This window comes from Streptomyces sp. ADI96-02 (assembly GCF_003846185.1).
In the GTDB taxonomy this organism is placed as follows: Bacteria; Actinomycetota; Actinomycetes; order Streptomycetales; family Streptomycetaceae; genus Streptomyces.
In genome coordinates this window covers 5,896,053-5,922,952 of sequence record NZ_ML123034.1, presented here as the reverse complement: position 1 = coordinate 5,922,952, position 26,900 = coordinate 5,896,053, and the positions used below count along the sequence as shown (strand labels likewise).

Here is a 26,900-nt window from a genome sequence, read left to right as displayed (position 1 = left end):
CCTCCGGACGCCGTACCACCGGGACGCTCCGGGGCCTGTCGGCGGCTCCGGAGCAGGCCCCGGACGGTGTGGCCCCCGACGCGGCCCCGCAGCGACCAGCGCTGCGGGACCGCGTGCGGTTCACGGCCGGGCACGCGAGGCGGCGGAGCCGGGTGGCGGATCGGGCAGGCGCGCGTCGGCCCGAACGTCCGCATCGGCCCGTACGCCGGCGGCGAGGCCGAAGGTCGTGAACGCCGTCCGGTCCGGCAGCGGATACGTCTCCTTGCCCGTCAGCGCGTTGATGATGACGGCGGAGCGCCACGCGGCCAGTCCGAGGTCCGGCGTGCCGACGCCGTGGGTGTGGCGTTCAGCGTTCTGGACGAAGACGGAACCGCCGATCTCCGGTGCCAGGACCAGTCGTTGGGCTTCGTCGACCTGGGGCCGCCCGGCGCCGTCACGGACGATGTACGGGTCCAGTCCGGCGAGCAGCGCGTCCACCGGGCGCTCCCGGTAGCCGGTGGCCAGGACCACGGCGTCGGTGACCAGGCGGCCCCGGGTCTCCTGCTGGCCGTGCTCCACGGTGAGCTCGACGCGCCCGTCCCCCGTCGCGGCGGCGGCGATGACCTCGATGCCCGGTGTCAGGGTGACGTCGGGCCAGCCGCCGCCGAGGCTGCGGCGGTACAGCTCGTCGTGGATGTCCCCCAGGGTCTCCCCGCTGACGCCCTTGTAGAGCTGCCACTGGCTGGGGAGCAACCGGTCCCGGGTGGCCTGCGGCAGCCCGTGGAAGTAGCGCGTGTAGTCGGGGGTGAACTGCTCCAGCCCGATCTTGCTGTACTCCATGGGCGCGAAGGCCGGGGTGCGGGCGAGCCAGGTCAGCCCCTCCGCACCGACCGGGCGCAACCGCAGCAGGTCCAGCAGGACTTCGGCCCCGGACTGTCCGGAGCCGACGACGGTGACGTGTCGGGCCGACAGCAGCCGGTCGCGCTCGGCCAGGTAGTCCGCGGAGTGCAGCACGGGGGCGGCCGGGTCCTGCGCGAGCGTCCTGAGCGGCTCGGGGACGTACGGCGCGGTGCCGACGCCGAGGGCGAGGTGGCGTGCGTGGGTCCGCCCGGTCGCCCGTGTCTCGCCGTCCGGCCCCAGCCGGGTGAAGTCCACGGCGAACGCGCCTGCCCCGGGCTCCCAGGCGACCGCGTCGACCCGGTGGCCGAAGTGCGTGGAGGGGAGTTCCGTGCTCACCCATCGCAGGTAGCTGTCGAACTCGGTGCGGTGTATGTGGAAGCGCTCGGCGAAGTAGAACGGGAAGAGCCTGCGGCGGACCTTGATGTAGTTGAGGTAGGACCATGGGCTGGTCGGCTCGACCAGGCTCACCAGGTCGGCGAGGAAGGGGACTTGGAGCGTCGCGCCGTCGATCAGCAGGCCCGGGTGCCAGTGGAGTGCGGGCCGCTGTTCGTGGAAGGCGCTGCGCAGGCCGGGCACGCCGTCGGCGAGTGCGGCGAGCGACAGGTTGAAGGGGCCTGCGCCCACACCCAGCAGGTCCAGGGGCGGCGTTCGCGGTCCGGGCGTCATCGGGTTCCTCCGGCGGTGCGTGCGGGGGCGGTGGAGCGGTGGGGGTCCGTCGGCGTGACGGCGGCGGCGTACGGCCTCGGCGCCGTCCGGGCGCCGGAGCCGTCCGCCACCACCGCTCCGGGGAGGGACTCGCACGTCAAAACGGTACGGCTGTTTCGCATCGTCATGGCGTCAGCCTTTCCCTCCGCGCGGCATCGGCACCTCTCTCGGCGCGGCCGTCGGCGCGGCCCGCAGGGGGTGGAGCCGCCTTCGGAGCCCGGACGCGGCCACGCCCCGCGCACGTGTCAGCGACGCGCCGCCCGGGGGCAGGTCGAGCAGACGCTGCCGGGCGGAAGCGTGTAGTAGAGGCAACAGCCGGTCCGCGTACGGGTGTAGCCGATCTCGGGGTCCGGCGACGGGCGCAGGTCGGCGGCTCCCTGGTACGGGGCGGTGGAGCCCGGCAGGAGGGCGTTCGCCGCGCTCGCGGCGATGGACGCCTCCCCCAGCGACCGGCCCATGTACATGATTCCCGAGGCCAGTTGGTCGGTGGCCAGTGCCCACAGCGCGCGCGAGCGGCGGCGTACGAGCGGGCCGAACGCCTCCAGCACCGGTGCGGCGTGCCGGGCGACGGTGTCGCGCAGCTCGGCGCGCAGCGCCTCCTCGTCGGGCGCCGTGCGCGCTCCGGGCAGCGCTGCCGCCGGGTCGCCGGGCAGGCAGGCGACGCCTACGGGGGCCACCGCCAGGGAGCGCTCCTGCCAGGCGTACCCGATCCGGTCGAGCGGTACGGCGGGCACCCGGCGTTCGAGGAACCAGGGGGCGCTGAAGGCCAGGGCGGCGGTGAACAGGTACCGCTCCAGAGCCCAGGTCGCGGCCACGTCGCGCCGGGGTTCGGCGCCGTAGGCCGCATGGATGTGGCGGGCCTCCCCGTCCACGAGTGCGGCGACCCGGTCGGGCTCGGCGGCCATCCGGTCCGCCGGGGTCCAGGAGCCGCCGCCGTCGGCCGCCCGTTCGGGAGGCCCCGCCACGATCCGGACCAGGGACGAGACCCGGCCCAGTCGGCCGTAGGCGTCGGACACGAGTCCGGCCCACGAGGCGGTGGTGGCGTCCGAGGAGATGGTGAGCAGCACGGGACTTCCCGGTCGTTCAGGAGTGATCAGGTAAGGCTTACCTTATAGTCTCGGTGCCGGCGGTGCGCGCCGGCGGTGCCGGTGAGGCGCGCCTGGACCTCTGATCGGCTTCCCGTACGCCAACTCCCGGTGCGGGAAAGGCGGTCGCCCCTCCCGCACCGGGAAGGGATCACCCGGCGCGGGCGGGGAGCTCCGCACGGACCTCGCGCGCGGCTGCGACCAGGTTCTCCAGGGAGGCCCGGGTCTCGGGCCAGCCGCGGGTCTTCAGGCCGCAGTCGGGGTTGACCCACAGCCGCTCGGCCGGAATGGCCTCAAGTCCCTTGCGGAGCAGGGCGGCTGCCTCGCGGGTGCTGGGGATGCGCGGGGAGTGGATGTCGTAGACGCCGGGACCGGCCTCGCGGGGGTAGCCGTGCGCGGCCAGTTCGCGGGCGACCTGCATGTGGGAGCGGGCGGCCTCCAGGCTGATGACGTCGGCGTCGAGGTCGTCGATGGCCTGGACGATGTCACCGAACTCCGCGTAGCACATGTGGGTGTGGATCTGGGTGTCCGGCCGCACTCCGGCGGTGGCCAGCCGGAAGGACTCCGTCGCCCACTCCAGGTACGCGGCGTGCTCGGCGGCCCGCAGGGGCAGTGTCTCGCGCAGCGCGGGCTCGTCGACCTGGATCACCGACGTACCGCTCGCCTCCAGGTCGGCGACCTCGTCGCGCAGGGCGAGCGCCACCTGGCGGGCGGTCTCGCCGAGCGGCTGGTCGTCGCGGACGAAGGACCAGGCGAGCATGGTGACCGGTCCGGTGAGCATGCCCTTGACGGGGCGCTCGGTCAGCGACTGCGCGTACGTGGTCCAGCGGACCGTCATCGGGGCCGGGCGCGAGATGTCGCCCGCCAGGACGGGCGGGCGGACGTAGCGTGTGCCGTAGGACTGCACCCAGCCGTGCCGGGTCGCGAGGTAGCCGGTGAGCTGTTCGGCGAAGTACTGGACCATGTCGTTGCGTTCGGGCTCGCCGTGGACCAGGACGTCGAGTCCGGCCTGCTCCTGGAAGGAGAGCACCTCGCGGATCTCGTCCTTGATCCGGTCCTCGTACCCGGCCTCGTCGATACGGCCGGCCCGCAGGTCCGCGCGGGCGGCGCGCACCTCGGCGGTCTGCGGGAAGGAGCCGATCGTGGTCGTCGGCAGCAGGGGCAGGCCGAGGTGGGCGCGCTGGGCGGCGGAGCGCTCGGCGTACGGCTGGGAGCGGCGTCCGTCGGCGTCGGTGACCGCCGCCGTACGGGCCCGGACGGCCGGGTCGTGGGTGAGCGCCGCACCGGCGCGGGAGGCCAGGTCGGCCCGGTTGGCCGCGAGTTCGGCCGCGATGCTGTCCGTGCCGCCGGACAGGCCGCGCGCCAGCACGACGATCTCCTCCGTCTTCTGCCGGGCGAAGGCGAGCCAGCGCGCGATCTGCGGGTCGATGTCGCGTTCGGCGGTCGCGTCCAGCGGGACGTGGAGCAGGGAGCAGGAGGCCGCGACGTCGACCCGGCCGGCCAGGCCCAGGAGCGTGCCGAGGGTGGCGAGCGACTTCTCGTAGTCGTTGATCCAGATGTTGCGGCCGTTGACGACGCCCGCGACCAGGCGCTTGCCGGGCAGTCCGCCGACCGCCGCGAGGTCGTCGAGGTTGCCGGCGCCCGACTCGGTGAAGTCCAGGGCCAGTCCTTCGACGGGGGACTTGGCGAGCACCGGCAGCGCTTCGCCGAGCCGCCCGAAGTAGGAGGCGACGAGCAGCCGGGGACGGTCCGAGAGGCCGCCGAGGTCCCGGTAGGCGCGGGCGGCGGCGTCGAGTTCGGCCGGGGTGCGGTCCTGGACGAGTGCGGGCTCGTCCAGTTGGACCCAGTCGGCCCCGGCCGCGCGCAGATCGGCGAGGACGTCCGCGTACACCGGGAGGAGGCGGTCGAGCAGGGTCAGCGGCTCGAATCCGGCGGCGACGCCGGGGGCGGCCTTGGCGAGGAGGAGGTAGGTGACGGGGCCGACGAGCACCGGGCGCGGGGTGTGGCCGAGCGCGAGCGCCTCCTCGAACTGGGCTGCCTGGCGGGTGGAGTCGGGGGTGAAGACGGTGTCCGGGCCGAGTTCGGGGACCAGGTAGTGGTAGTTGGTGTCGAACCACTTCGTCATCTCCAGCGGCGCCACCTCCTGCGTACCGCGGGCCATGGCGAAGTAGCCGTCGAGGGCGTCCGCGCGGACCGCCTCGCGGTGCCGCTCGGGGACGGCGCCCACCATGACGCTGGTGTCCAGGACGTGGTCGTAGTACGAGAAGTCGCCGGTCGGCACCTCGTGGACTCCGGCGTCGGCGAGCTGTCGCCAGGTGTCCCGGCGCAGTCCGGCGGCGGTCCCGTGGAGGGCTTCGGCGTCGACGCGGCCCTTCCAGTACCCCTCGACGGCCTTCTTCAGTTCGCGGTGGCGTCCCTGGCGGGGGTAGCCGTGGACGGTGGCCTGGACCGCCGCGGCTGCGGGCTTCGCTGTCACGTGACTCTCCTTCGCGAGCGTGTCTGCTGCTGGTCCCGGGACGGGACGCGGACGCGAAGGGGTGAACGAACCGGGCGGGAGGGGGCTCGTGCCGTCGGCACAGCCCTCCGCCTGATACGTACGCCGACCCGCCCACGAGGTCACCGGGACTTCCGCACGCGAACGATCGCGTGCGGGCAACGGGCAGGTCTTCGGACTCGCGGGCGCGTCTGCCGGGGCAGACACCTACTGGCCGTCGCTTCCCAGGCCCGTCCGGGCCCAGTGCGTATGACGGCGGTCGTTCCCACTCACCGCTGCGGGGCAGTCCCGGATTCCCACCGGGTTCCCTCTTACGACACCCTGCCTGGCGGGCAGGGCGAACCGGCTGCACCGGCCACCCTAAGGGACGGCCGCCGGGCGCACACCGCTGTTCATCCTTCGGACGGTGAGATGGGACACGGGCGGACGGTGCGTCGGGGTGCGGTCGGGACCCGCCGGTCGCACCCACGCCGTCGATTCCTCACGGAGCGCGGCCGTCCGGCCCAGTCGGCGTCACCCGGGCGGGTGATGCGTGCGGCCGGTTCGCCTCCGCACCCATCCGCGCCGCCCGCCGCACCGAATGGTCAGCACAGGGGCGCGGAGCGGGCGCCTCTGATCACTGTCCGGGACCGGGTCGGCAGCCTGGCAAGATCCGGTCCCGGGCAGGCTCCGCTCCTCGCGCCGGTCCGCCTTCGCCCGCGCCCCGCTGACATGTGGTCAGGTTGCCGTCGGTGGCGGGCGGGGACAGTGACGCAGATGTAACCGAATGGCGTAGAAGAGGCGGAACCGCAGAGCGGTACAGGCCGTTCTTCTTGCCAATACGCTGCCGCCGACCTGAGGCGGCGACGACCGAGGGATGCGCCATATGAAGAAGACAGTCGGGTGGGCCCAGGACGGCGACGACTGGACGATCACCGTGAACGGCACGCTGTACCGGGCCGTCGAGCGACCGACCGACGGCCGGGTCGACACGTACCTGGTGCGCGGGAACGACCTGGTCGCCGAGTGCCCGAGCCTCGGCCACGGGCTCGGCGTGATCAGGGCGCACGAGTCCCGGAGCTGATCTCCGGCCGGTCCGGCGGCGCGGGGCGGCGGGTACCGCCGCCCGCGCCTCGACGCGGACCAGGCGTAACGGACCAGGCGTAACGGACCGCGCGCCACGGACCGGACGGCGGCCGGTACCTCGGGCCGGCGGCCGGAGCCGTCCGACGCTCAGCCGGCCGCCGGGTCGGGACGGCGGCGCAGCAGATAGGTGTCCATGATCCAGCCGTGCCGCTCACGGGCCTCGGCACGGACGCGGCTGATCCGGCCGGCGACCTCGTCGAGCGGGCCGGAGACCAGGATCTCGTCCGGCGTGCCGATGTACGCGCCCCAGTAGATCCACAGGTCACGGCCCGTCAGATGGGTGAAGCTCTCGTGGCCGTCGAGCATGACGACGATGTCGCCGTCGTCGTCCGGGAAACCCTCGGCCAGCCGCCGTCCGGGAGTGATGTGGATGGGGCGGCCGACCTGGTTGAGGGTGGTGCGGTGGCGGGCGGCGAGGGCGGAGACGCTGCTGATGCCGGGGACCACCTCGTGGTCGAACGCGACCGTCCCGCGCGCCCGGATGTCCTCCAGGACGGCGAGGGTGCTGTCGTACAGCGCCGGATCACCCCACACCAGGAAGGCCCCGCGACCGCCGGGCGCGAGCTCCTCGATGATGAGGCGTTCGCAGACGTCGGCGCGGCGGTGACGCCAGTCGCGCACCGCCGAGGCGTAGCGCGCACGGTCCTCCTGGGTGCGGTCGCGCCAGGGGTCCTCCGCCTCCACGACCCGGTAGGGGCCGGTGAGGTGCTGGTCGAGGACGTCGCGCCGCAGCCGGGTCAGCGACTCCTTCTCCCGGCCCTTGCCGAGCACGAAGAACACCTCCGCCCGGCGCATGGCCTTGACGGCGGCGAGCGTCAGGTGGTCGGGGTCCCCGGCGCCCATGCCGATGACGAGGATGTGGCGTGGTGCCTCGCTCATGTCAGCCGCTCTTCCTGCTCTTCACTGCTCTGGCCGCTCCAGCTTCTCTTCACTGATCGTTCCGCTCGGGCCGCTCTTGCCGCTTCCTACCGGTGCGCGTGACTCGACCCTAGAGGCACCCGCCGCGTTCCCGGGCGGGGTGGCCCAGGCGGGATGAACCGCGCGGTGCCGAGCGTTACCACCGCATGTGTCCGGTTCATCACCGAACCGGGCCCCGAGGCTGGAGGCACGGCTGTGCACGGTGAGTACAAGATCCCCGGCGGCAAGCTGGTGGTGGTCGACCTGGAGGTGGAGGGCGGGGCGCTGCGCGACGTGCGCGTCGCCGGGGACTTCTTCCTCGAACCGGACGAGGCGATCCAGGCGATCGACGCGGCGCTGGAGGGCGCTCCGGCGCACACCGGCACGGCCGCGCTCGCGGCCCGGATCGAGGCGGCGCTGCCCGAGTCGACCGTGATGCTCGGGCTGAGCGCGGAGGGCGTCGCCGTCGCCGTACGCCGGGCGCTCGCGCAGGCGACCGAGTGGAGCGACTACGACTGGCAGCTGATCCACGAGGCCCCGCAGTCGCCCGCGCTGCACATGGCGCTGGACGAGGTGATCACCGCCGAGGTCGCCGCGGGCCGCCGTCCCCCGACGCTCCGGGTCTGGGAGTGGGACTCCCCGGCGGTGATCATCGGCAGCTTCCAGTCGTTGCGCAACGAGGTCGACCCGGCGGGCACCGAGCGGCACGGGGTGAGTGTCGTGCGCCGGATCTCGGGCGGCGGCGCGATGTTCGCCGAGCCGAGCAGTACCATCACCTACTCGCTGTCGGTTCCCGAGTCGCTGGTGTCGGGGCTCTCCTTCGCCGACAGTTACGCCTATCTGGACGACTGGGTACTCGAAGCCCTCGCGGACATGGGCATCAAGGCGTGGTACCAGCCGCTCAACGACATCGCGACCGAGGTCGGCAAGATCGCCGGAGCGGCCCAGAAGCGGATGGTCGGGCCCGGCGGCGGCCCGGGGGCGGTCCTGCACCACGTGACCATGTCGTACGACATCGACGCCGACAAGATGCTGGAGGTCCTGCGCATCGGCAAGGAGAAGATGTCCGACAAGGGCACCCGGTCCGCGAAGAAGCGGGTGGACCCGCTGCGGCGGCAGACCGGGCTCCCCCGGCAGGTCGTCATCGAGCGCATGATCGCGTCCTTCCGCAGGCGGCACGGCCTCACCGCGGGCCGGGTCACCGACGCGGAGGCGGCGCGCGCCGAGAAGTTGGTCGCCACGAAGTTCGGCACGCCGGAGTGGACGGCCCGGGTGCCGTAGGCCGGGCCCGTCGACGGCGGGGAGGGCCGGAGAGGGCACGGCATACTGGAGTCATGGACATGGCCGTACGGATCGCCCGAGCGCGGAAGCGGCTGGGCGACGGCCTCTTCGCCAGGGTCGCGGGTCCCTCCGGCCCCGCCAACCGGGCCCGTATCCACGGCACGCCGGGGCCGCGCTGGTTCGGCGAGGACCGGCCGATCCGACAGGTGCACGGGGACGCGTCCATGTTCATCGGCGGGCTGCGGGCCCTGCTCCTGCAGTCCCTCCACCCGCTGGCGATGGCGGCCGTGGCGGGGCACTCCGGCTATCGAGGCGACCCGTGGGGCCGGCTCCAGCGCACCAGCACGTTCCTGGCGGTCACCACGTTCGGCACCGCGTCCGACGCGAGCGACGCGGTCGAGCGCGTACGGGCGGTGCACGAGAGGGTGCGCGGCACGGCTGTGTCCGGGGCGTCGTACCACGCCGCCGATCCGCACCTGCTGTGCTGGGTGCACATCGCGGAGGTGGACAGCTTCCTCCGCGCGCACCAGCGCTACGGGGCCCGGCCGCTGGACGGCGCGGGCTGCGACGCGTACATCGACGACATGGCCACCGTGGCTCTCGCCCTCGGCGTCCCCGACCCGCCGCGCGACAGGGCGGAGCTGGCCGCGCGTATGGCCGCCTACCTCCCGGAGCTGCACGCCGGCCGGGAGGCCCTGGACGCGGCGCGGTTCATCCTGCTGCACCCGCCGCTTCCCTGGGCGGCCCGTCTCCCGTACGCCGTCCTCGCCGCGAACGCGGTGGCCGCGCTGCCGCCGTGGGCCCGGGAAGCATTGCGTCTGCCGCTGGCTCCGGTCGTCGGGGAGGTCTTCGTACGGCCCACCGGCCGGGCCCTCACCAGGATCATCCGCTGGGCCATGGCTGCCCGGCCGCCCGTCACCGCAGCCGCGCCTCCCGTCGCGTAGGCCGGTTCCCGGGCCGGACGCCCGGATGCCGGACGGGCTCCGCCGGGCGACGATGAGACGAGGGCGTACGCCCGCCCGGGGGCTCGTGTCGGGAGGCACCGGTGGAGCGCAGCGGAACGACGGACGTGTTGATCGCCGGAGCGGGGCCGGTCGGGCTGACGCTCGCGGCCGAGCTGCGGCGCGCGGGGGCCTCCTGCCGGATCGTCGACCGGCTCCCGGCCCGGCTGCCGTTCGCGAAGGCGGTGGGCGTCCAGCCGCGCACCCTGGAGATCTGGGACCGGATGGGGCTGGTGCGCGAGGCGCTGGAAGCGGCGATCGCGATGCGCGGCCAGCTGACCTACGTCAACGGCGTCGAGCAGGGCAGGTTCGACCTCTCGCTGCCGCCGGAGGTGCCGTACGGCTTCGCGTCGCTTCCGCAGTACGAGACCGAACGCCTGCTGGAGGAGTTCCTGGGGCGCTTCGGGACCGGTGTCGAGCGCTCCGCCGAGCTGGTCTCCTTCACCCAGGACGGCACCGGGGTGACGAGCCGGCTGACCACGGCGTACGGCGGCGAGGAGGTCCGCTCGCGGTTCCTGGTCGGGTGCGACGGCGCGCACAGCGTGGTGCGCAAGGGGCTCGGGCTGTCCTTCGAGGGCGGGGCCTTCCCCGAGGAGTACATGCTCGCCGACGTGGAGGTGGGCTGGGACCTGCCGTCCGGCTACGGAGTGCGCTCCACTCACCGTACCGGCGACGGCACGATCGACGACCTGCTGGTCTGCATCCCGCTGCCCGGGGCCGGCCGCTACCGGATGTCGATGATGGTGCCGCCGGAGCTGTCCGCCGCCCACCGCGACGCGGGCGGGCCGGACGACGGCGAGGGCGTCGCCCACGGACTGGAGGGCGGCACCGCGCCCACGCTCGCCGACATCCAGAAGGTGCTGGACCGGCTGGCTCCGCAGCCGGTCACCGCGTCCGCGCTGCGCTGGTCGTCGGTGTTCCGGATCAGCCACCGTCTGGTGGACCGTTACGGCGAGGGGCGGGTCTTCGTGGCCGGCGACGCGGCGCACATCCACCCGCCGACCGGCGCGCAGGGCATGAACACCGGAATCCAGGACGCCTGCAACCTCGCCTGGAAGCTGGCGTCGGCGGCCGGCGACGTGCCGAGGCCCCGGTTGCTGGCCAGTTACGACGAAGAGCGGCGCCCGGTCGGCGAGGAGGTCGTCGGCCGGACCGTCCGCCACGCCGCCGAGGGCGTACAGGCGGATCCGTCGGACCCGGCGACCCTCCTGCTCCGCGAGGCCCAACTCCTCGTCGGCTACCGGGACGGACCCCTGGTCCTGCCGCTGCCGACGGGCGACGACGCGTCCCTCCGGCCCGGCGACCGGGTGCCGGACTGCGGCGGTCTGACGGACGGCATCGCCGCGTACCCGTCGCGGCTCTACGACCTGCTGCGCGGGCGCGGGCATGTGCTGCTCGTCCACGGCCGCCATCCGGCGGGCGACACGGCGGCCGATCTCGCCGCAGCCGCACGCGAGTTGTCCGACGGGCTCATGGAGGCGTGCGTCATCCTGCCCGCCGACGCGCCTGGTGCGCTCGATGCGGAGACAGGACTCCCCTGGTATCGGGACAGCGCCGGAGAGTTCGCGCGGCTGTTCGGTGTCCGGGAGCCGACCGCGTTCGTGGTGCGACCCGACGGATACCTGAGTGCCCGTCTCTCTCCGCCGACGGTAAGCGAGTTGACCGCGTCGCTGCGCCGGGTCTTCGGCGGCTGACGGCTCTGCTCCCTTCGGCGGCCCCTCCTGTGGGGCGGCATCCCTGAGGTCCGGGGGTCGGCTGCTTCACCAGGGTCCGGCGGAGGCGCGCAGGGTGAGCAGGACGCCGACGACGAGTACGAGCAGCGCCGAGGCGGCGGGCCCGATGCGGGCGAGCCGCCTGAGCGGTTCCCGGTGCCGGGCGAACGCCACGGCGCGGGTGCCGAAGCGGTCGCGCAGCCGGACCAGGAGCAGGCCCGCCGCCGTCAGGGTGAGCGCCATGCCCAGGCCGTAACCGATCACGAGCAGGACGCCGAAGGCGGTACGGCCGAGGGCGACCGCACCGAGCAGTACGACGAGCGCGGACGGGCTCGGGACCAGCCCTCCGGCGATCCCCATCCCGATGAGACCGGCGCGCGGGGAGCCTCGCCGCCGCCGGGTCTTCCCGACATCGGGAGTGTGCGTCCCGGAGTCCGGAGTGTGCGTTTCGGCGGCGCGGTCGGGATCGGTGTCCGGGGGCCGAGGCGGTGCGAGGAGGCCGCCGCTGGTTCGGGGTTCGGCTGCGGCCCGGGTCTCGCCGCTGGTGCGACGGCCGGGGAGGGAGCGGAGGGCGGTGGGAACGGGGGCCGGGTGGTGGGATTCGTGCGGGCCGTGGCTGTGAGCGTGATCATGATCGTGGGCGTGACCCTGGGCACGGTCGTGGTCGTGCGCATGGGGGGTGTGGCCGTTGCCGTGGGTGTGCGTGTGGCTGTGACCGTGGTGGTGATGGCGACCGTGCCCGTGGCTGTGCCCGTGGCCATGGCTGTGCCCATGACCGTGCCCGCCGCCCTTGCCCAGGGCCGAGCGCAGCAGCCACAGGCCGATGCCGGTGACGAGGAGGCCGCTGGTCAGGCCGAGCCAGGTCAGCACGGTCTCCCCGGCGAGCGTCGTCGCCAGGGGCAGCGCCAGGCCCAGCACGAGCACGCCTGCCGTGTGGGTGAACGTGACCGTGACGCCCACGGTGACCGCGTCGCGCGGCGTTCCCCGGCGGCCCGCGAGGTAGGCCGCCATGATCGTCTTGCCGTGGCCGGGCAGCACCGCGTGCGAGGCGCCGAGCACCAGAGCGAGTAGCAGAGCCAACAGGCCGGCCGGAACGGTGAGTTCACGGGCGCCTACGAGGTCGTCGAACGCGGCGGAGATCCGCTCCAGCACCCCGCCGACCGGCCCCGCGCCCGGCAGGACCGAGGAGGCCGCGCCGCCCGCCGACCCGCCGCCGGGCACGGAACGCAGTTCGGCGGACCGCTGGTCGAGCGGTGTCGCCGCCGGATCCGCCGGATAGCGTCGCAGTTCGTCGGTGGGCGAGACGGCCGGAAGGGACGACCGGCTCAGGGTCACGCCCCGGCCGCGCGCGGTCATCTCCTGCCAGCCGACCCGACGGGAGTCGTAGTCCGTGCGCACGGCGACGGAGGCCGGGGCACGCAGGTCGGCCGGGGCGCGGAGGGCGCAACTGAGCCTGCTGGTCCGCAGCCCCGCCTCTCCCGGTACGTAGACGAAGTCGCCCCGGTCCGCCGTCCATCGCAGGGACGCGCCGCCGACGTCCACGTGCAGCCGCTCGGCCAGCGCGGTGCAGCTGCCGGCGGCGTACGCGCGCGATTCGGCGCGGTCGACACGGCCGTTGTGGTCGCGGTCGACGAGGGGTCGTTCCTGGGCGGCGGCGATCTCGGCGCGGTCGACGACGACGCGGGCCTCCACGGCGTCCGGGAGCAGGGTCAGACCGGTGTGGTGGTTGACGGTGAAGTTGCCGAGCGGATGGGCGTGTGCGGCCGGGGCGCAGGCGAGCAGCGGCAGGGCCGTCGCCGCGGCGAGGGCTCCGAGTGCCGTCAGGCGGAGAGAGGTTCGGTTCATCGGGTGGATCCGATTCTGCTGAGCGCGGTACGGGCCCGAGGGGCGTGGACGGGGTGGAAGCGGGGGTCGATGGCGAGGGCGCGGCGCAGGTCGGCGTGCTCGGCCTCCGGTTGGCCGAGTGCGCGGTTGATCAGCCCGCGGTGGTAGTGGAACGGGGCCGAGGCGGTGCCGAGCCGCAGGGCCGAGTCGGCCTGCTCCAGCGCCTCCCGGTCGCGGCCGGCCCGGTGGAGGGCCCAGCCGAGCGCGTCGTGGACGGCCAGGAAGGGCCGCTCCCGCACGGCGGTCCGGCCCATCCGGACGGCCGTCGCCGGGTCGCCGTGGTCGGCCTCGAACAGGATCGCGTCGGCGTCCGCCGCCTCCCCGCCGCTGCGTCGCAGGGTCTCCTGGGCGCGCAGGACGTCGTACTGCGCCTCGGCCCCCGCCGTGTCGCCGACGGAGAGCCGGAGGTCGCCGAGGCCGAGCAGGTACTGCGGGAGCGGGGCGACGGCGAGCGCCGCCGTGAAGTCCGCGACGGCCCCGGGGGTTTGGCCGAGGACGGTACGGGCGCGGGCGCGGGCCTCCAGGAGGGCCGCGTCGCCGGGCACGGCGGCGAGGCCGGCCTCGGCGTGCCGCAGGGCGGCCTGGGCCCGGCCGGACTCCAGAGCAAGGGTGGAGAGGTGGGTACGGGCGAAGGCGGTCTCCGCCGGGGTTCCGGCGGCCCCGAGTGAGCGGGTCATCAACTCGACGGCCCGACCGGTGTCGCCGCGCAACTCCCAGCTGTAGGAGGCGCGGGCCAGTGCCGCGCTGTCCGGTTTGAGGTCGCACATGCGCTGGACCGCTTCGAACGACTCCTCGTAGCGCCCGAGTTGGGTGAGCGCGTCGGCCAGCACGCCGTGAGCGGGGGCGCTGTAGGGGTTGGCCTCGACGGCCCGGCGGGCCCAGGTGAGCGCGTGGCCGAAGCGGTGGCGGGCCGCTTCGAGGGCGCCCATGCCGGTGGCGGCGGGGGCGTTGCCCGAGGGCTGGACGTCCAGGGACCGCCGCAGCGCCGCCTCGGCCCGTCCGTACGTCGCCGGATCGGCGGTGCTGCGGGCCTGCTGTACGTAGGCCATGCCCAGGGCGGCCCAGCCCTCGGCGTCGGAGGGCAGGCGGCGTACCCGGGCACGCAGGGACTCGACCGTGGCGTCGGGGCCGCCGCCGCGCGCGGCCGGGGTCCCTGCGGAGGCAGCCGGTGCTCCGGCGGGCGCGGCGGCTGGGCCGGAACGCGGGACCGGCCCCAGGGCGCCGAGGCTGAACAGGGCCGCTCCCAGGGCGAGCACGACCGTCGTGCTGCGCAGGCCGCCGCGGAGGCGGAAGCGGGTGCGGGGGTCGTCGGCGGGCACGGGCTCTCCCTGGGTCGGGCGACGGGCGGATCGGCGAAACGGATAGGCATCGGCATCGGCAGGACGGGTCGGCAGGACGGGTCGGCAAGGCGGGTCGGGTTGTCCGGACGGGTTGTGCGGGCGAGTTGCGCGGGCCGGTCGTCCGGGCGGAGCCTCAGCGGCTCCGCCCGGACGCCGGGCGCGGCACATCGTGACCGCGTCCCGGCGGGGCCGGCCAGGGTCAGCCGGCGGTGTGGCGGCGACGGCGCAGGCGCAGGCCGCCCGCGCCGAGGAGCAGAGCGCCCGCGCCGCCGATGAAGGCGGCGTTGGAGTGGGTCATCGCGGACTGCTGTCCGGAACTGCCCGAGGGGCCCGCGTTGACGCTCGTGGAATGCGGGAGCCCCAGGTAGGGGAAGCTCCGGCCGAACGGCACCTCGTTGGTGTCGACCTTGTCGCCCTCGGCGAGAGCCGGGACCAACTCGCCGGTCTGGGCGGCTCCTTCGACAGCCTGGAGCGAGATGTCGATGACGTCGTCGGTCAGGCGGCGGCCGTTCGGGAAGCCGGCCAGGTCGCCCGCGAGTACGCCGAGCCGCTGCGGTGCGGCGGTCGGCGGCACGGCCATGTTCAGGCGCAGTTCCTCGGCGGGCACGATCTTCCGCAGCGGAGCGTCCTTGTTGAGCCGGTGCGCGTTCAGGTCGGCCTTGATCGGACCGCAGACCTTGCAGATGCCGGTGAGGTAGATCTCGGCGAGGTCGTTGCGCGGGGTCGCCGGCGCGGGGACGCCGTACACCTTCTGGATCAGCTTCGGCAGGATCGGGTCCAGCACCTTGTCGACGACGGGCTGGACCGTGCGGTCCTGGCTGGGGTTCAGGGTGTTGAAGGCGTCCTTGTACTTGAGCGGGACGACGACCTCGTTGACCAGCGGGTTGCCGAGGCGGGAGACCTGCTTCCAGCCGGACGGCTTGGCGGCGCGGGAGCTGCTGACCTCGACGCCTCCGCGCTCGGTGGTCGACCAGACGCCGACGACGGGGTTGCGTGCGACGTTGCCCCGCAGGGCGAGGGCCCTCTTCGGGATCTGGAGCGCGACGGAGTTGACGTTGTAGCCGGCCAGGGTGTCCTGGCCGCGCTCGCTCAGGTCGCCGCCGTAGAGCAGGTCGAAGACGCGCAGGTCGGCGAAGAACGGGTCCTCGGCCTGTCCGGCGAACGCCTTCCCGCCTCCGGGAAGGCGGCGCAGCGCCTGCGAGCGCAGCACGCCGTAGTCGGGCATGGACGCCCGGCCGACGTGGGAGGGTGCGACCGGCACCGAGCGGAGCAGGGTGGACGTGCCGCGCGCGGTGGTCACCGTCAGGTCGTAGAACTGGCGGATGTTGAGGTCCGGGTCGTTCAGCGAGGTGACCGGGCCGGTGTTGTAGAGGAACTGGCCGGCCGCGTCGCGGACGGTGGTCCGGAACCTCCAGGTGTAGGTGGTGTCGGCGTTTCCGTCACCCGTGTTGTCGATCTTGATGTGGTAGCGGGCGTCGTCCGCGAACTGGTAGAAGTTCGGGCCGCCGTTGGGCTCCTCGAACGGGATCCAGTTGGCGATCAGCGTCACGGTGTCGGCCCGGTCGGGGCTGGTGAACGCGTAGACGTCGGTGTTGTCCGCCCGCGGGTCGCCCGCGATCAGCGGGGCCTCGCGGTGGCTGGACGCGGCGCTGATGCCCGGGGCCAGGGTGAGGACGGTGAGGCCGGTGGCCAGCGCGCCGGCACCGAGCACGATGAGGGAGTGGTCGAGGGCACGTCGGCTGCGCGGCCTCGGGGAGGGGGACGTCACGGCGAATCCTCTCGGCGACGGAACACCCCGCCCGCGGGCCGAAGGCCGCGCGGGTACGGGGTGCCGCAACAGGAAAGTGGGAGTTGAGCGACGACCCAGCGGGCGGGACAGGCGTCCGGGCGGCTTCCACGAGGGAACAGGCCCCTCGCCGGTCGTCGGACCGTCAGCGAAGCACGTCCCGGGGCCGCTTCGGGCCCCGTCTCGCCGACGGCGAGGGCCGCGAGTGGTGGTGGTCGTGGGCGTTTGCGCTGATGAGCGCGGCGGAGGGATCCCGGGCGCGGCGGTGGAATCCGTGGATCACGCCACGCCGGACGTTGGGCCAGTCGTGTCCACCCGTGCCCGCGGGTGTCCGTCCGTGTGCCTGGGCGAGCTTATTGCACATCATGCGCAACAACGTTGCGCCGCGCCGGAGATAAGGACGGAGGGATGCAGAATGCCCCACCGCGGACGGGACCGGGAGCTGACGTCCGGTCGCGCCGCGGCGGGGCGGTCTGCGGGGGTGCTGGAGGTGGTTCGCGAGGGCTGCGGGTGGTCGAAGCCCTTCGACTGCTTGGGCTACTTGGGCATCAGGACCGAGTCGATGATGTACACGGTGGCGTTGGCGGTGGGCACGTTCCCGCAGACGACGCTCGCGGAGTCGTTGACCTTGAAGGACTCGCCGGAGCCGGCCGTGGTCAGCGGGCTCTTCTCCAGCGTGTCGAAGGTGCCGCTCTCCAGCTGCGTCGGGGTGACCTTCTCGCCCACGACGTGGTAGGTGAGGATCTTGGTCAGCATCTCCTTGTCGTTGAGGACCTTGTTGAGGTCGGCCTCCGGGATCTTGGCGAAGGCGTCGTTGGTCGGCGCGAAGACGGTGATGTTCTGGGCGTTGTTCAGGGTGTCGACCAGGCCGGCCTTCTTCACGGCCGTGACCAGGGTGGACAGGGCGGGGTTGTTCGAGGCGGCCGTGGCGACCGGGTCCTTGGCCATGCCACCGAAGCTGCCCGCGCCGTCCTTCGGAACGCTCGCGCAGGCCGAGCCGAACGGCTTGTCCGCCGAGGCGTTGTCGCCGTCGGCCGGCGCCGAGTCGGCCGGGGCGGACTCGGCCATGGACGAGCGGTCGGACGCCTTGTCCGAACTGTCCTGGGAGCAGGCGGTCAGGCTGAGGGGGAGCAGGACGGCGGCGACGACGGCGACGGAGGCGCGGCGGTGGCGAAGGGCGTTCATGGGAGTTCTCCTGGATCGTTTGGAACGGAAGGGAAGGGAAGGAACGGAAGGGGAGAGGGGCGGAAGGATCAGAAGGGACGGAGGGAGGGGGAACGAGGGAACGGATGAGGTGGACGGGGTGGAAAGGCGTCGCCGGGCTTATCCGGCAACCTCTCGGGACGGAAAGTCTGTTGGGGCGTGGGGTCAGTCGACGGTGACCACCACGGAGTGCCGGCCGCTCACGCCGTCGGGGATGGTGCGGGTGCGTTTCTCGGTCTGCACCTCGCCCGTGGCGTCGGTGGCGCGGACGGTGATCGTGTGGCCGCCGGGTGTCGCCTTCCAGGGGTAGGACCACTGGCGCCAGGTGTCGACGGTGTCCTGTTCGGCGAGTTGGGCGGGCCGCCAGGGTCCGTCGTCGACGCGGACCTCGACCTTGTCGATACCGCGGTGCTGGGCCCACGCCACTCCGGCGACCACGACGGTGCCGGCCTGGGGGCGCGCGAAGGGCTTGGGGGTGTCGATCCGGGACTGGGTCTTGATCGGGGCCCTCTTGGCCCACTTGCGCTTCACCCAGTACGGGTCGTAGTCGTCGAAGGTGGTGAGTTCGATGTCCTCGATCCACTTGCACGCCGAGACGTATCCGTAGAGGCCGGGGACGATCATGCGGACGGGGAACCCGTGGACGAAGGGGAGCGGTTCGCCGTTCATGCCCAGGGCGAGCATCGCGTCCCGGCCGTCCATGACGTCCTCGACGGGGGTGCCGAGGGTCATGCCGTCCACGGACCGGGAGACGAGCTGATCGGCCGGGCCGCCCCGGGACGGCGACTTCACACCCGCCTCCTTCAGCAGGTCGGCCAGCCGGACGCCGATCCACCGGGCGTGGCCGACGTAGGGTCCGCCGACCTCGTTCGACACGCAGGTGAGGGTGATCTCCCGTTCGATCAGCGGACGGTTCAGCAGGTCCTGATAGGTGAACTCCAGCTCACGCCGCACTCCTTGGCCGTGGATGCGCAGTCGCCAGCTGTTCGCGTCGACCTTGGGCACCACGAGTGCGGTGTCGACCCGGTAGAAGCGGTCGTTGGGCGTGGTGAACGAGCTGATGCCGGGCACCCGAAGCCGTGCGCCCGCCGGGATCGGCCGCGCGGGCGAGACCGGTGCGGGCAGCTTCACGGCGGCGCGGGAGGCGATGGCGTCCTGGCTGCTCCTGCCGTTGAGTGTCCGCCCCACGGCCCCGGCGGCGGTGGAGGCGGCGGCAGCGGCGGTGGCCGCGAGGAGGAAGCCGCGCCGGTCCCAGCCGCTTTCCGGCCGCTCCCCCGCGACCGCGCGCGACTGCGTGAGCCGGCCGGCCAGGACGTACAGCAGGACGGCCCCCGCGACCGCGCCCACCAGGGAGGGAAGCGCGTCGACCGCTCCGGTGGAGTCGGGCCGGCTGACGGCCGCCGCCGCACCGACCGCGCCGAAGACCAGGACGGCGGCCGATCCGGTACGCCGGTGACGCAGGGCCAACAGGCCGACGACGACGGCGAAGAGGGCGAGTACGACGACGATGCCGAGTTGCAGGACGAACTTGTCGTTCTCACCGAAGTTCCGGATGGCCCAGTCCTTCACACCGGCGGGCGTCCGATCGATGGCCGCACCGCCGACCGCGGTGACGGGGCTCGCCTCGGGCCTGACGGCCGCCGAGACCAGCTCGGCGACGGTCAGCGAAGCGAATCCCGCCAGCAGTCCGCTCAGGGCTGCGAGCGTTCCGCGGGTCAGGGCTGTCCGGGTGATCCTCACGGTCGTCATTCGGAGCCGTGCGACTGGCGGATTGGTCGTTCACCCGATCACGTGAGGAATTCGGGTTCGCCGTACATCACGCCCGGCGATGGGATAAAGGGGTGCCCCGTAGCGAAGGAGCCACGGCGGGCGTCCGGGGGCAGGTGGTACGCACCGCGTTCCCGGCCCAACCGGGCCCGTGCCCGCCGGAACGCGCTCCGCCCCGGCGGGCACGGGGCCGGCCGGGGCGGAGCACTACGGAACCGTACGGGGCGGAGGCGGCCGGCGGGTGGCCCCCGCCCCGTACGTCACATCACTCCTCGCACGATACGCCACGCGCCGCGGCGCGCCGCGTGACGCGACGTCAGGCGAGGCTCGCGATCGCCTTGTTGAAGGTGGCGGAGGCGCGCATGACGGCCTCGGCCTTCGCCGGGTCGGGCTGGTAGTAGCCGCCGATGTCGACCGAGGAGCCCTGCACCGCGATCAGTTCGGCGACGATGGTCTCCTCCTGCTCGGCCAGCGTCCGGGCCAGCGGCGCGAACGCTTCGGCGAGCTTCGCGACGTCGGTCTGCCGCGCCAGCTCCTGGGCCCAGTAGAGCGCCAGGTAGAAGTGGCTGCCGCGGTTGTCGATGCCGCCCAGCTTGCGGCTCGGCGACTTGTCCTCGTTCAGGAAGGTGCCGGTCGCCCGGTCCAGGGTGTCGGCGAGGACCTGGGCCCGCGCGTTGCCCGTGGTCGTGGCCAGGTGCTCGAAGCTGACCGCGAGGGCCAGGAACTCGCCCAGGCTGTCCCAGCGCAGGTAGTTCTCCTTGACGAGCTGCTGGACGTGCTTGGGGGCGGAGCCGCCCGCGCCCGTCTCGAACAGTCCGCCGCCGTTCATCAGCGGGACGACCGAGAGCATCTTCGCGCTGGTGCCGAGCTCCAGGATCGGGAAGAGGTCGGTCAGGTAGTCGCGCAGCACGTTGCCGGTGACGGAGATGGTGTCCTCGCCGCGGCGGATGCGCTCCAGGGAGAAGGCGGTGGCCTCCTCCGGCGTCTTGACGGAGATGTCCAGGCCGTCCGTGTCGTGGTCGGCGAGGTACGTGGTGACCTTGGCGATGAGGTTGGCGTCGTGGGCGCGGCCCGCGTCCAGCCAGAAGACGGCCGGGGTGCCGGTGGCACGGGCGCGGGTGACGGCGAGCTTGACCCAGTCCTGGATCGGCGCGTCCTTGGTCTGGCACATCCGGAAGATGTCCCCGGCGCCGACGGCCTGCTCCAGGACGGCGGTGCCGTCGGCGGAGACGACGCGCACGGTGCCGGTGGCCGGGATCTCGAAGGTCTTGTCGTGGCTGCCGTACTCCTCGGCCTTCTGCGCCATCAGACCGACGTTGGGCACGGAGCCCATGGTCGACGGGTCGAAGGCGCCGTTGGCGCGGCAGTCGTCGATGACGACCTGGTAGACACCGGCGTAGCTGCTGTCCGGGAGGACGGCGATGGTGTCGGCCTCGTTGCCGTCGGGGCCCCACATGTGACCCGAGGTGCGGATCATGGCGGGCATCGAGGCGTCCACGATGACGTCGCTGGGGACGTGCAGGTTGGTGATGCCCTTGTCGGAGTCGACCATCGCGAGGGCGGGGCCGTCGGCGAGCTCGGCCTCGAAGGACGCGCGGATCTCGGCGCCGGCGTCGAGGGAGTCCAGGCCCTTGAGGATGCCGCCCAGGCCGTCGTTCGGGGTGAGGCCCGCGGCGATGAGGACGTCGCCGTACTTGGCGAAGGTGTTCGGGAAGAAGGCGCGTACGGCGTGGCCGAAGATGATCGGGTCGGAGACCTTCATCATCGTGGCCTTGAGGTGCACGGAGAACAGCACGCCCTCGGCCTTGGCGCGGGCGACCTGAGCGGTGAAGAACTCGCGCAGCGCGGCGACGCGCATGACGGCCGCGTCGACGACCTCGCCCTTGAGGACGGGGACGGACTCGCGCAGCACGGTCGTGGTGCCGTCGTCGCCGTGCAGCTCGATGCGGAGCGAGCCGTCCTCGGCGATCACCGCGGACTTCTCGGTGGAGCGGAAGTCGTCGACGCCCATGGTCGCCACGTTCGTCTTCGAGTCGGCCGTCCAGGCGCCCATGCGGTGCGGGTGCGCCTTGGCGTAGTTCTTGACGGAGGCCGGGGCGCGCCGGTCGGAGTTGCCCTCGCGCAGCACCGGGTTCACGGCGCTGCCCTTGACCTTGTCGTAGCGGGCGCGGACGTCCCTGTCCTCGTCGGTCCGCGGGTCGTCCGGGTAGTCCGGGAGCGCGTAGCCCTGCTCCTGGAGCTCGGCGATCGCTGCCTTGAGCTGCGGGATCGACGCCGAGATGTTCGGCAGCTTGATGATGTTCGCGCCGGGAGTCCTGGCCAGCTCGCCGAGCTCGGCGAGTGCGTCATCGATACGCTGGTCGGCCTTCAGACGCTCCGGGAAGCCGGCGATGATCCGCCCCGCGAGGGAGATGTCACGGCGCTCCACCGTGACCCCCGCGGTCGAGGCGTACGCCTCCACGACGGGGAGGAGCGAATAGGTCGCCAGGGCAGGGGCCTCGTCGGTGTGCGTATAGATGATGGTCGAGTCAGTCACCGGGTGCTCCGCTCCACGTCTGCAACATTGCTTGACATCAAGATATCTCGTCGCCGTCCCGGGCTCCACAAGGCCCCCGTACCACTCCTCGCGGCCCTCCGCCGGGCCGCGCGCGGGCTACCGGACGGGCGGCCGGTGATCGAACCAGCGGCGGTCGTCCTCCAGCTGGGCGGCCAGCGCGATCAGGCGTTCCTCGCTGCGGGAGGGTCCGAGCAGCTGGGCCCCCACGGGCAGCCCGGAGCGGGTGAAGCCGGCCGGGACATTGACGCCGGGCCAGCCGAGGACGTTCCACGGCCAGGCGTACGGGCAGGCGGCGGCCATCGCCACGTCGGTGCGCCACGCGCCGAGCCGGTCGAAGGCGCCGATCCGGGGCGGCGGAGCGGCCGTGGTCGGCGTGAGCAGCACGTCGAACCCTCTCCCGTCGAACAAGTGCCCGATACGACGGTGCTGGCGCACCTCGCGGGCACGCGCGGCGCGGACCACCCGGCCGCCGAGCCTTGTCCCGGTGCGCAGGGCGCTGCGCGTACGGGGGTCGAGCAGCGACGGGTCCGGGTGGCGGGCGGCGAACTCGGCGATGCCGGCGGTGGCGCGGGGCACGAAGGCCAGGCCGATCAGGCCGTACCGGGGTCGGGCCTCCTCGACGTGGTGGCCGAGCCGGGCGAGCGCTTCGGCGAGCGCGGTCACGGCCCGCCGCACCTCGGGGTCCGGCGCCGCGCCGCTGAGGGTGAGCGGGGGCCGCCAGGCGAGGGCGATACGGAGCCGGCCCGGGTCGCGGCGGGCGGCCCGCACCGCGCGCACGGCCGGGGGCCGGTGGCGGTCCTCGGGGTGGGCGCCCGCGACGGCGTCCAGGAGGAGCGCGGCGTCGCCGACCGTGCGGGCGAGGGGGCCGTTGACGGTGAGGCCCTGGAAGGCGTCGCTGTACGGGTGCACCGAGACCCGGCCGCGCTGCGGTTTGATGCCGACGAGGTGCGTCCAGGCGGCAGGGATGCGGACGGAGCCCGCCCCGTCCGAACCGAGGGCGGCGGGCACCAGACCGGCGGCGACGGCCGCGGCGGAACCGCCCGAGGAGCCGCCCGGGGTGTGATCGGTGTTCCAGGGATTGCGCGTGACCCCGAACGCGGGCCCCTCGGTGAACGGCCACTGGCCCAGTTCGCAGGAGTTGGTCTTGCCCACGACGACGGCACCGGCGGCGCGCAGCCGGCGCACGGCCTCGCTGTCGCCGACCGCCGCCGGCAGTTCGCCACAGCAGCCGAAGTGCGTCGGCAGACCCGCCACATCGGTGTCGTCCTTGACGGCGACCGGCACCCCGAGGAGCGGCAGCCGCTCCCCCGCGGCGAGCCGCCGGTCGGCGTCGGCGGCCTCGGCCAGGGCCGCCTCGGCGCGCAGGTGGCGGAAGGCGTTGAGCGAGGACTGGGTCGCCTCGATGCGGGCGAGGGCGTCGGACACGAGGGCGGTGGACGTGGTCTCGCCGGCGGCGAGGCGGTGCGCGCTCTGCGCGAGACCTGGCAGCGGTCCGGGCCCGGCAGGCCGCGCGGCCTGCGGACGGGCCGGCGTCCGGCCGCGCGGGCCGGTCTGTTCGGTGGGCTCAGCTGAGGACATGGGCGTGCCGCCTCCCTCGTGGCCGCGGGGATCCGCCGGAGTCCCGGCCGCACCCGCATGTCATTACTGGAGAGTAACGAGAGGTGGCGTCCCGCTCAAGCGTTCCGGCCGAGGGCGCTCGGGCCGCCGCCGGAACGCACGGCCCCGGCCGCCGGCCGGACACCCGAGGCCCTGGCGTGCCGGTCACCGCGCGTGCTCGGCCGGAGCCGTCGGTCGTGAGGAGTTCTCTGTGCTGCATGGCCGAGTAGGAGGCCGTGTCGTGGCGTCGTGCGTCTCGGTGGCGCTGGGCGCGTCCCTGCCGTGGGCGTCCGGCGTCGGCAACCTCTGCCGACTCCTTCTCGGCTTCCTCGGCGACTGGCGCCGGATCGCTGTCCGCGGCCCTGTCCTCGATCGGTGGCGCGGTGGACGAACGTACGGGCGAGGCACGGCTCGCGCCGGGGCTGGGACGGGTCTCGGGCCCTGCGGGTTCGGTGCTGGAGGTGAAGGCGCAGTTCTCGCAGGGCCTGGCGGTCGCGGGGTGGACCGGTTCGCGCTGGGGCGGGGGATGTCCCTGGGGCTGCCGTTCGTGGACCTGGAGCGGGGAAGAGTGGTTCTGCCGTCGGGCGAGCACGTCATGGACGCGTCGGCGCCGTCGGGCCTCAAGGGCTACAAGCTCGATGACGTGCAGTTCCGCGCGGCGGCGGGGCCTCTCCCGGTCGCGCACGCGTATGTGCTGGAGTCGTCGAAGGACGGCTCGCGGACCTTCTTCGACGTTGCCGGTGACGTGGTCGCGGTCCAGGACCGTTTCGGCCATGTCTCGAAGCTGGCGTGGAAGGTGATCAACGGAAGGCACCTGCTGGAGTCGGTGACCGGCGGGTGGGGCTCGAAGCTGTCGGTGAAGAACAAGGGCTCGAAGGTGACGTTCACCTCGCCCAGGCGCTGGGGGCAGGCGAAGGCGCCGCAGACGGTGGTCGTGTTGTCGCAGGGACGCGTGGCGTCGGTGACGGGTCCCGGTGAGGACACGACGCGGGTGGAGTGGGAGCCGAAGGGCGCGGACCGGGTGTTCGTACCTTCGGTCATCACGTCGCCGACGGGTGCCAGGACGTTGCTCCAGTACCAGGAGTCGGAGCCGCGTTCCGGCGGCGTGCTGGCGGTCTCGGGCTTCGAGGTGAAGGGCGGCGACAACCGGCAGCTCGTCGATCCGGTGAAGGTGAGTCTGGACCCGGACGGCGCGAACGGGGTCCGGAACTACACGGGTTGCCCCCAGTGCTGCGCGGACGGCGGCGACCGGCTGGAGAACTCGGGCGACGGCTCGTTCTCGTACCGGGTGCGGTTCGCCCAGACCAACGGGCAGGAGGTGGAGCGTTCGTACAACGCACTGCACCTGCGGAAGAGCGAGACCGTGCGGGTCCGGCTGGGTTCGCAGGTGAAGGAGGTCTCGCGGACGGAGTTCTCGTATCCGGGAGAGAAGGCGGACGGCGCACCGCCGCGAGTGAAGGACGCGCCGGGCGATTACCAGATGCCGTCGCGGGTGAGGGTGACGACGACCGATCCGCTGAACCCGTCGCGGTCGAAGGTGTCGGAGGCCGTGTCGGCCTTCGACGGGATGGGCCGTCAGAAGAGCCTGGTCCAAGGCGGGGTGGAGACGACCACGCGGTACGGACCTCACTCGATTCCGGTGCATACGGAGACGCGCGACACGGTGGACGGAGCCCGCCGGGTGGTGGAGGACACCCTGACCGGTGACGGCAAGGCCATCGCCAGGACCGTGACGAAGGCCGCGAAGGACGCCACGGGCGAACTGCGCACGGTCTCGGTCGAGGAGTTCGCGTACCAGGGCGGCGAACTGGCCGGTGAGATCGCGAAGTCGACGGTGACCGGTGACCCCGCCGCCGCGGGCGGGAACCCCGGACCCGCGGTCACGTCCACCCGGTCCTCGGTCGACAGGGACGCGGAGAACGTGGGCCGGCGTACGGACGCGGTGACCGGCGCGGACGAAGTGACGACCACAACGGTCTCGGACCTGGCCAGTGGCGCGACGTTGTCGCGGAAGGCGGGTGACCGGGCCGCGTCGACCGTGGAGTACGACATCGGCGACCGGCCGGTGAGGTCGTCCACCGCCGAGGGCACCGTCACGACCACGTCGTACGGGACATGGCAGGGCGGTGGCGCGGAAAGGGGCGGAACGTCGGTGACAAGCCGGCGCGCGTCGGACGGGTTCGCCACCCGTTCCGTGACGGATGAACTCGGCCGCGAACAGACCACCCAGTCCAACTACCAGCCGTCCGCCGACGGCGGGCGGGGCGCGATGCTGCCCGACGGCCGGTGGCGGCAGACGTCAGCCGCGGAGTACGACCGTTACGGCCGGCAGACCAAGGCCGTCGACGCGGGCGGCCGGGAGACCACGACCGATCACGACGCGTGGGGCCGTGCCGCCAGGACCACAACCCCCGACGGCACGGTCGCGCTCAGCGGCTACGACGACGTCGCCGGGGCCACCACCCGTCGTACGGTCCCCGCAGGCGCGGACAAACCGGCGGTGACCCGTACCACGATCTCCGACGACGAGGGCAACCCGGTCAAGGACGAGACCGCTTACGGCGACGGCACCCCCGGCACCACCGTGGAAACCGCGTACGACGCCTTCGGCAATCCCACCCGCTCCCAGGACGGTACGAGCCCGTACACCCTCGCGTACGCCTACACCCCGGCCGGTCTGCCGGAGACCGAAACCCTCACCCCCAGACAGGGCGGCACGGGCCCGGACTCCGGCTCCGGCGCGGACACCGGTTCCCCTGCGGAGGTGAAGGCGGAGTACATCCTGGACGCGTTCGGGAACAGGACGCACAAGAAGCTGTCGAAGGGCGGTCAGTCGACCGAGGGCTGGAAGACCGGTTTCGACGCGGCCGGCCGCCCCGAGGACGTGTCGCTGCCAGGAGGTGGAGGGACCAGGACCACGGTCTACAGCCGTCTCGACGGGCTTGTGGAGTCGGTGACTCTGCCGGACGGTTCGGTCGCCCACCGGCGCGGCGACCAGGCCGGGCGGACGACCGAGTCGTGGACGTCGCCCAAGGACGCCCCGGGCGACCGGCGCGAGCATGTGCGTACCTCCTACGACCCGGTCACCGGGGAGCGGAACGCGGTGTGGTTCGCCGAGAACGAGGCCGGCACGAAGATCGCCTTCAGCCACTATCCGAACGGCATGCTGAAGGAGCGGACCGACCCGGGCGGGAAGAAGACCGCGTACACCTACACCGACGACGACAAGGTCGCCAGTGTCACCGACCACACGGGCGCGGTCACCGCCTACGCCTACGACCGGAGGACCGGCCGGATGACGACGGCCGTCCAGACCCGCCACGGCAGGGAACTCGCCAGGGTCTCCTACATCCACGACGCCGCCGGGCGGTTGGCGAGGATCGATCGTGGCAACGGTGCGGCGAGCGCCTACACCTTCAACGACGCGGGCCTGCCCACCGGCGAGAAGCACACCGCGCCCGGCGGCAGGGTCATCGCCGAACACGCCTACACCTACACCCCTGAGCGGCAACTCGTCGGCGAAACCGCCACGTACAACGACGGCGGCGAGAGGCGGACCGCGACCGCCTACTCCTACGACACCGAGGG

General features: G+C 73.1%; 16 protein-coding genes and 1 riboswitch. Of the genes, 5 read left to right on the top strand and 11 right to left on the bottom strand.

Going from position 1 to position 26,900, the window contains the following annotated elements:
* Positions 1-120: 120 nt before the first annotated feature.
* From EES43_RS25970 to metE, 3 genes are all read right to left on the bottom strand, one after another.
* The gene (locus EES43_RS25970; protein WP_124270983.1) at positions 121-1,545 is read right to left on the bottom strand and encodes a lysine N(6)-hydroxylase/L-ornithine N(5)-oxygenase family protein; all 1,425 of its coding nucleotides are present in this window, start codon (positions 1,543-1,545) and stop codon (positions 121-123) included.
* Positions 1,546-1,829: 284 nt separating this feature from the next.
* Entirely contained in the window at positions 1,830-2,651 is an 822-nt protein-coding gene (locus tag EES43_RS25965) for a (2Fe-2S)-binding protein (RefSeq protein ID WP_124270982.1), read from the bottom strand.
* A gap of 169 nt (positions 2,652-2,820) precedes the next feature.
* Positions 2,821-5,145, bottom strand: coding sequence for a 5-methyltetrahydropteroyltriglutamate--homocysteine S-methyltransferase (gene metE, locus EES43_RS25960; protein WP_124270981.1), 2,325 nt, complete (start codon positions 5,143-5,145; stop codon positions 2,821-2,823).
* Positions 5,146-5,330: 185 nt separating this feature from the next.
* Positions 5,331-5,477, bottom strand: a riboswitch (cobalamin riboswitch).
* Between the two features lie 551 nt (positions 5,478-6,028).
* Between metE and EES43_RS25955 the strand changes: the two genes are divergently transcribed.
* Positions 6,029-6,226, top strand: a complete 198-nt coding sequence (locus tag EES43_RS25955; RefSeq protein ID WP_124270980.1) for a hypothetical protein — start codon at positions 6,029-6,031, stop codon at positions 6,224-6,226.
* A 149-nt stretch (positions 6,227-6,375) separates the two neighbouring features.
* Here EES43_RS25955 and cobF read toward each other — a convergent pair whose 3' ends face one another.
* Complete coding sequence (gene cobF, locus EES43_RS25950) at positions 6,376-7,167, bottom strand: precorrin-6A synthase (deacetylating) (protein ID WP_124270979.1); 792 nt, start codon at positions 7,165-7,167, stop codon at positions 6,376-6,378.
* 234 nt (positions 7,168-7,401) lie between these two features.
* Between cobF and EES43_RS25945 the strand changes: the two genes are divergently transcribed.
* From EES43_RS25945 to EES43_RS25935, 3 genes are all read left to right on the top strand, one after another.
* Complete coding sequence (locus tag EES43_RS25945; RefSeq protein ID WP_124270978.1) at positions 7,402-8,466, top strand: lipoate--protein ligase family protein; 1,065 nt, start codon at positions 7,402-7,404, stop codon at positions 8,464-8,466.
* A gap of 53 nt (positions 8,467-8,519) precedes the next feature.
* Positions 8,520-9,410 (top strand): oxygenase MpaB family protein, encoded by an 891-nt coding sequence (locus EES43_RS25940; protein ID WP_124270977.1) that lies wholly within the window; start codon positions 8,520-8,522, stop codon positions 9,408-9,410.
* A gap of 101 nt (positions 9,411-9,511) precedes the next feature.
* The gene (locus tag EES43_RS25935) at positions 9,512-11,161 is read left to right on the top strand and encodes an FAD-dependent monooxygenase (protein WP_124270976.1); all 1,650 of its coding nucleotides are present in this window, start codon (positions 9,512-9,514) and stop codon (positions 11,159-11,161) included.
* Positions 11,162-11,227: 66 nt separating this feature from the next.
* On the opposite strand, the gene EES43_RS25930 is transcribed toward EES43_RS25935, so the two are convergent.
* The 7 genes from EES43_RS25930 to EES43_RS25900 all read right to left on the bottom strand — a co-directional run bounded on the left by EES43_RS25930 (position 11,228) and on the right by EES43_RS25900 (position 23,294).
* A complete protein-coding gene (locus tag EES43_RS25930; RefSeq protein ID WP_206430124.1) occupies positions 11,228-13,024 on the bottom strand; it encodes a nickel transporter in 1,797 nt (598 codons plus the stop codon).
* On the bottom strand, positions 13,021-14,382 hold the full coding sequence (locus EES43_RS25925) for a tetratricopeptide repeat protein (protein ID WP_241192537.1): 1,362 nt from the start codon (positions 14,380-14,382) through the stop codon (positions 13,021-13,023). Before EES43_RS25925 ends, EES43_RS25930 begins: the two co-directional genes overlap by 4 nt.
* A 220-nt stretch (positions 14,383-14,602) precedes the next feature.
* A complete protein-coding gene (locus EES43_RS25920; RefSeq protein ID WP_124270975.1) occupies positions 14,603-16,171 on the bottom strand; it encodes a DUF4331 domain-containing protein in 1,569 nt (522 codons plus the stop codon).
* Positions 16,172-16,726: 555 nt separating this feature from the next.
* Positions 16,727-17,374 (bottom strand): fasciclin domain-containing protein, encoded by a 648-nt coding sequence (locus EES43_RS25915; RefSeq protein WP_124270974.1) that lies wholly within the window; start codon positions 17,372-17,374, stop codon positions 16,727-16,729.
* Between the two features lie 183 nt (positions 17,375-17,557).
* Positions 17,558-19,141: a sulfite oxidase gene (locus EES43_RS25910; protein WP_124270973.1), complete on the bottom strand. Its 1,584-nt coding sequence runs from the start codon at positions 19,139-19,141 to the stop codon at positions 17,558-17,560.
* 334 nt (positions 19,142-19,475) lie between these two features.
* Positions 19,476-21,695, bottom strand: a complete 2,220-nt coding sequence (locus EES43_RS25905; protein ID WP_124270972.1) for an NADP-dependent isocitrate dehydrogenase — start codon at positions 21,693-21,695, stop codon at positions 19,476-19,478.
* 117 nt (positions 21,696-21,812) lie between these two features.
* On the bottom strand, positions 21,813-23,294 hold the full coding sequence (locus EES43_RS25900; protein ID WP_124270971.1) for an amidase: 1,482 nt from the start codon (positions 23,292-23,294) through the stop codon (positions 21,813-21,815).
* A 517-nt stretch (positions 23,295-23,811) separates the two neighbouring features.
* Between EES43_RS25900 and EES43_RS25890 the strand changes: the two genes are divergently transcribed.
* Positions 23,812-26,900 (top strand): RHS repeat domain-containing protein (locus tag EES43_RS25890; protein WP_164493279.1); only part of this gene is annotated, 3,089 nt, incomplete at its 3' end.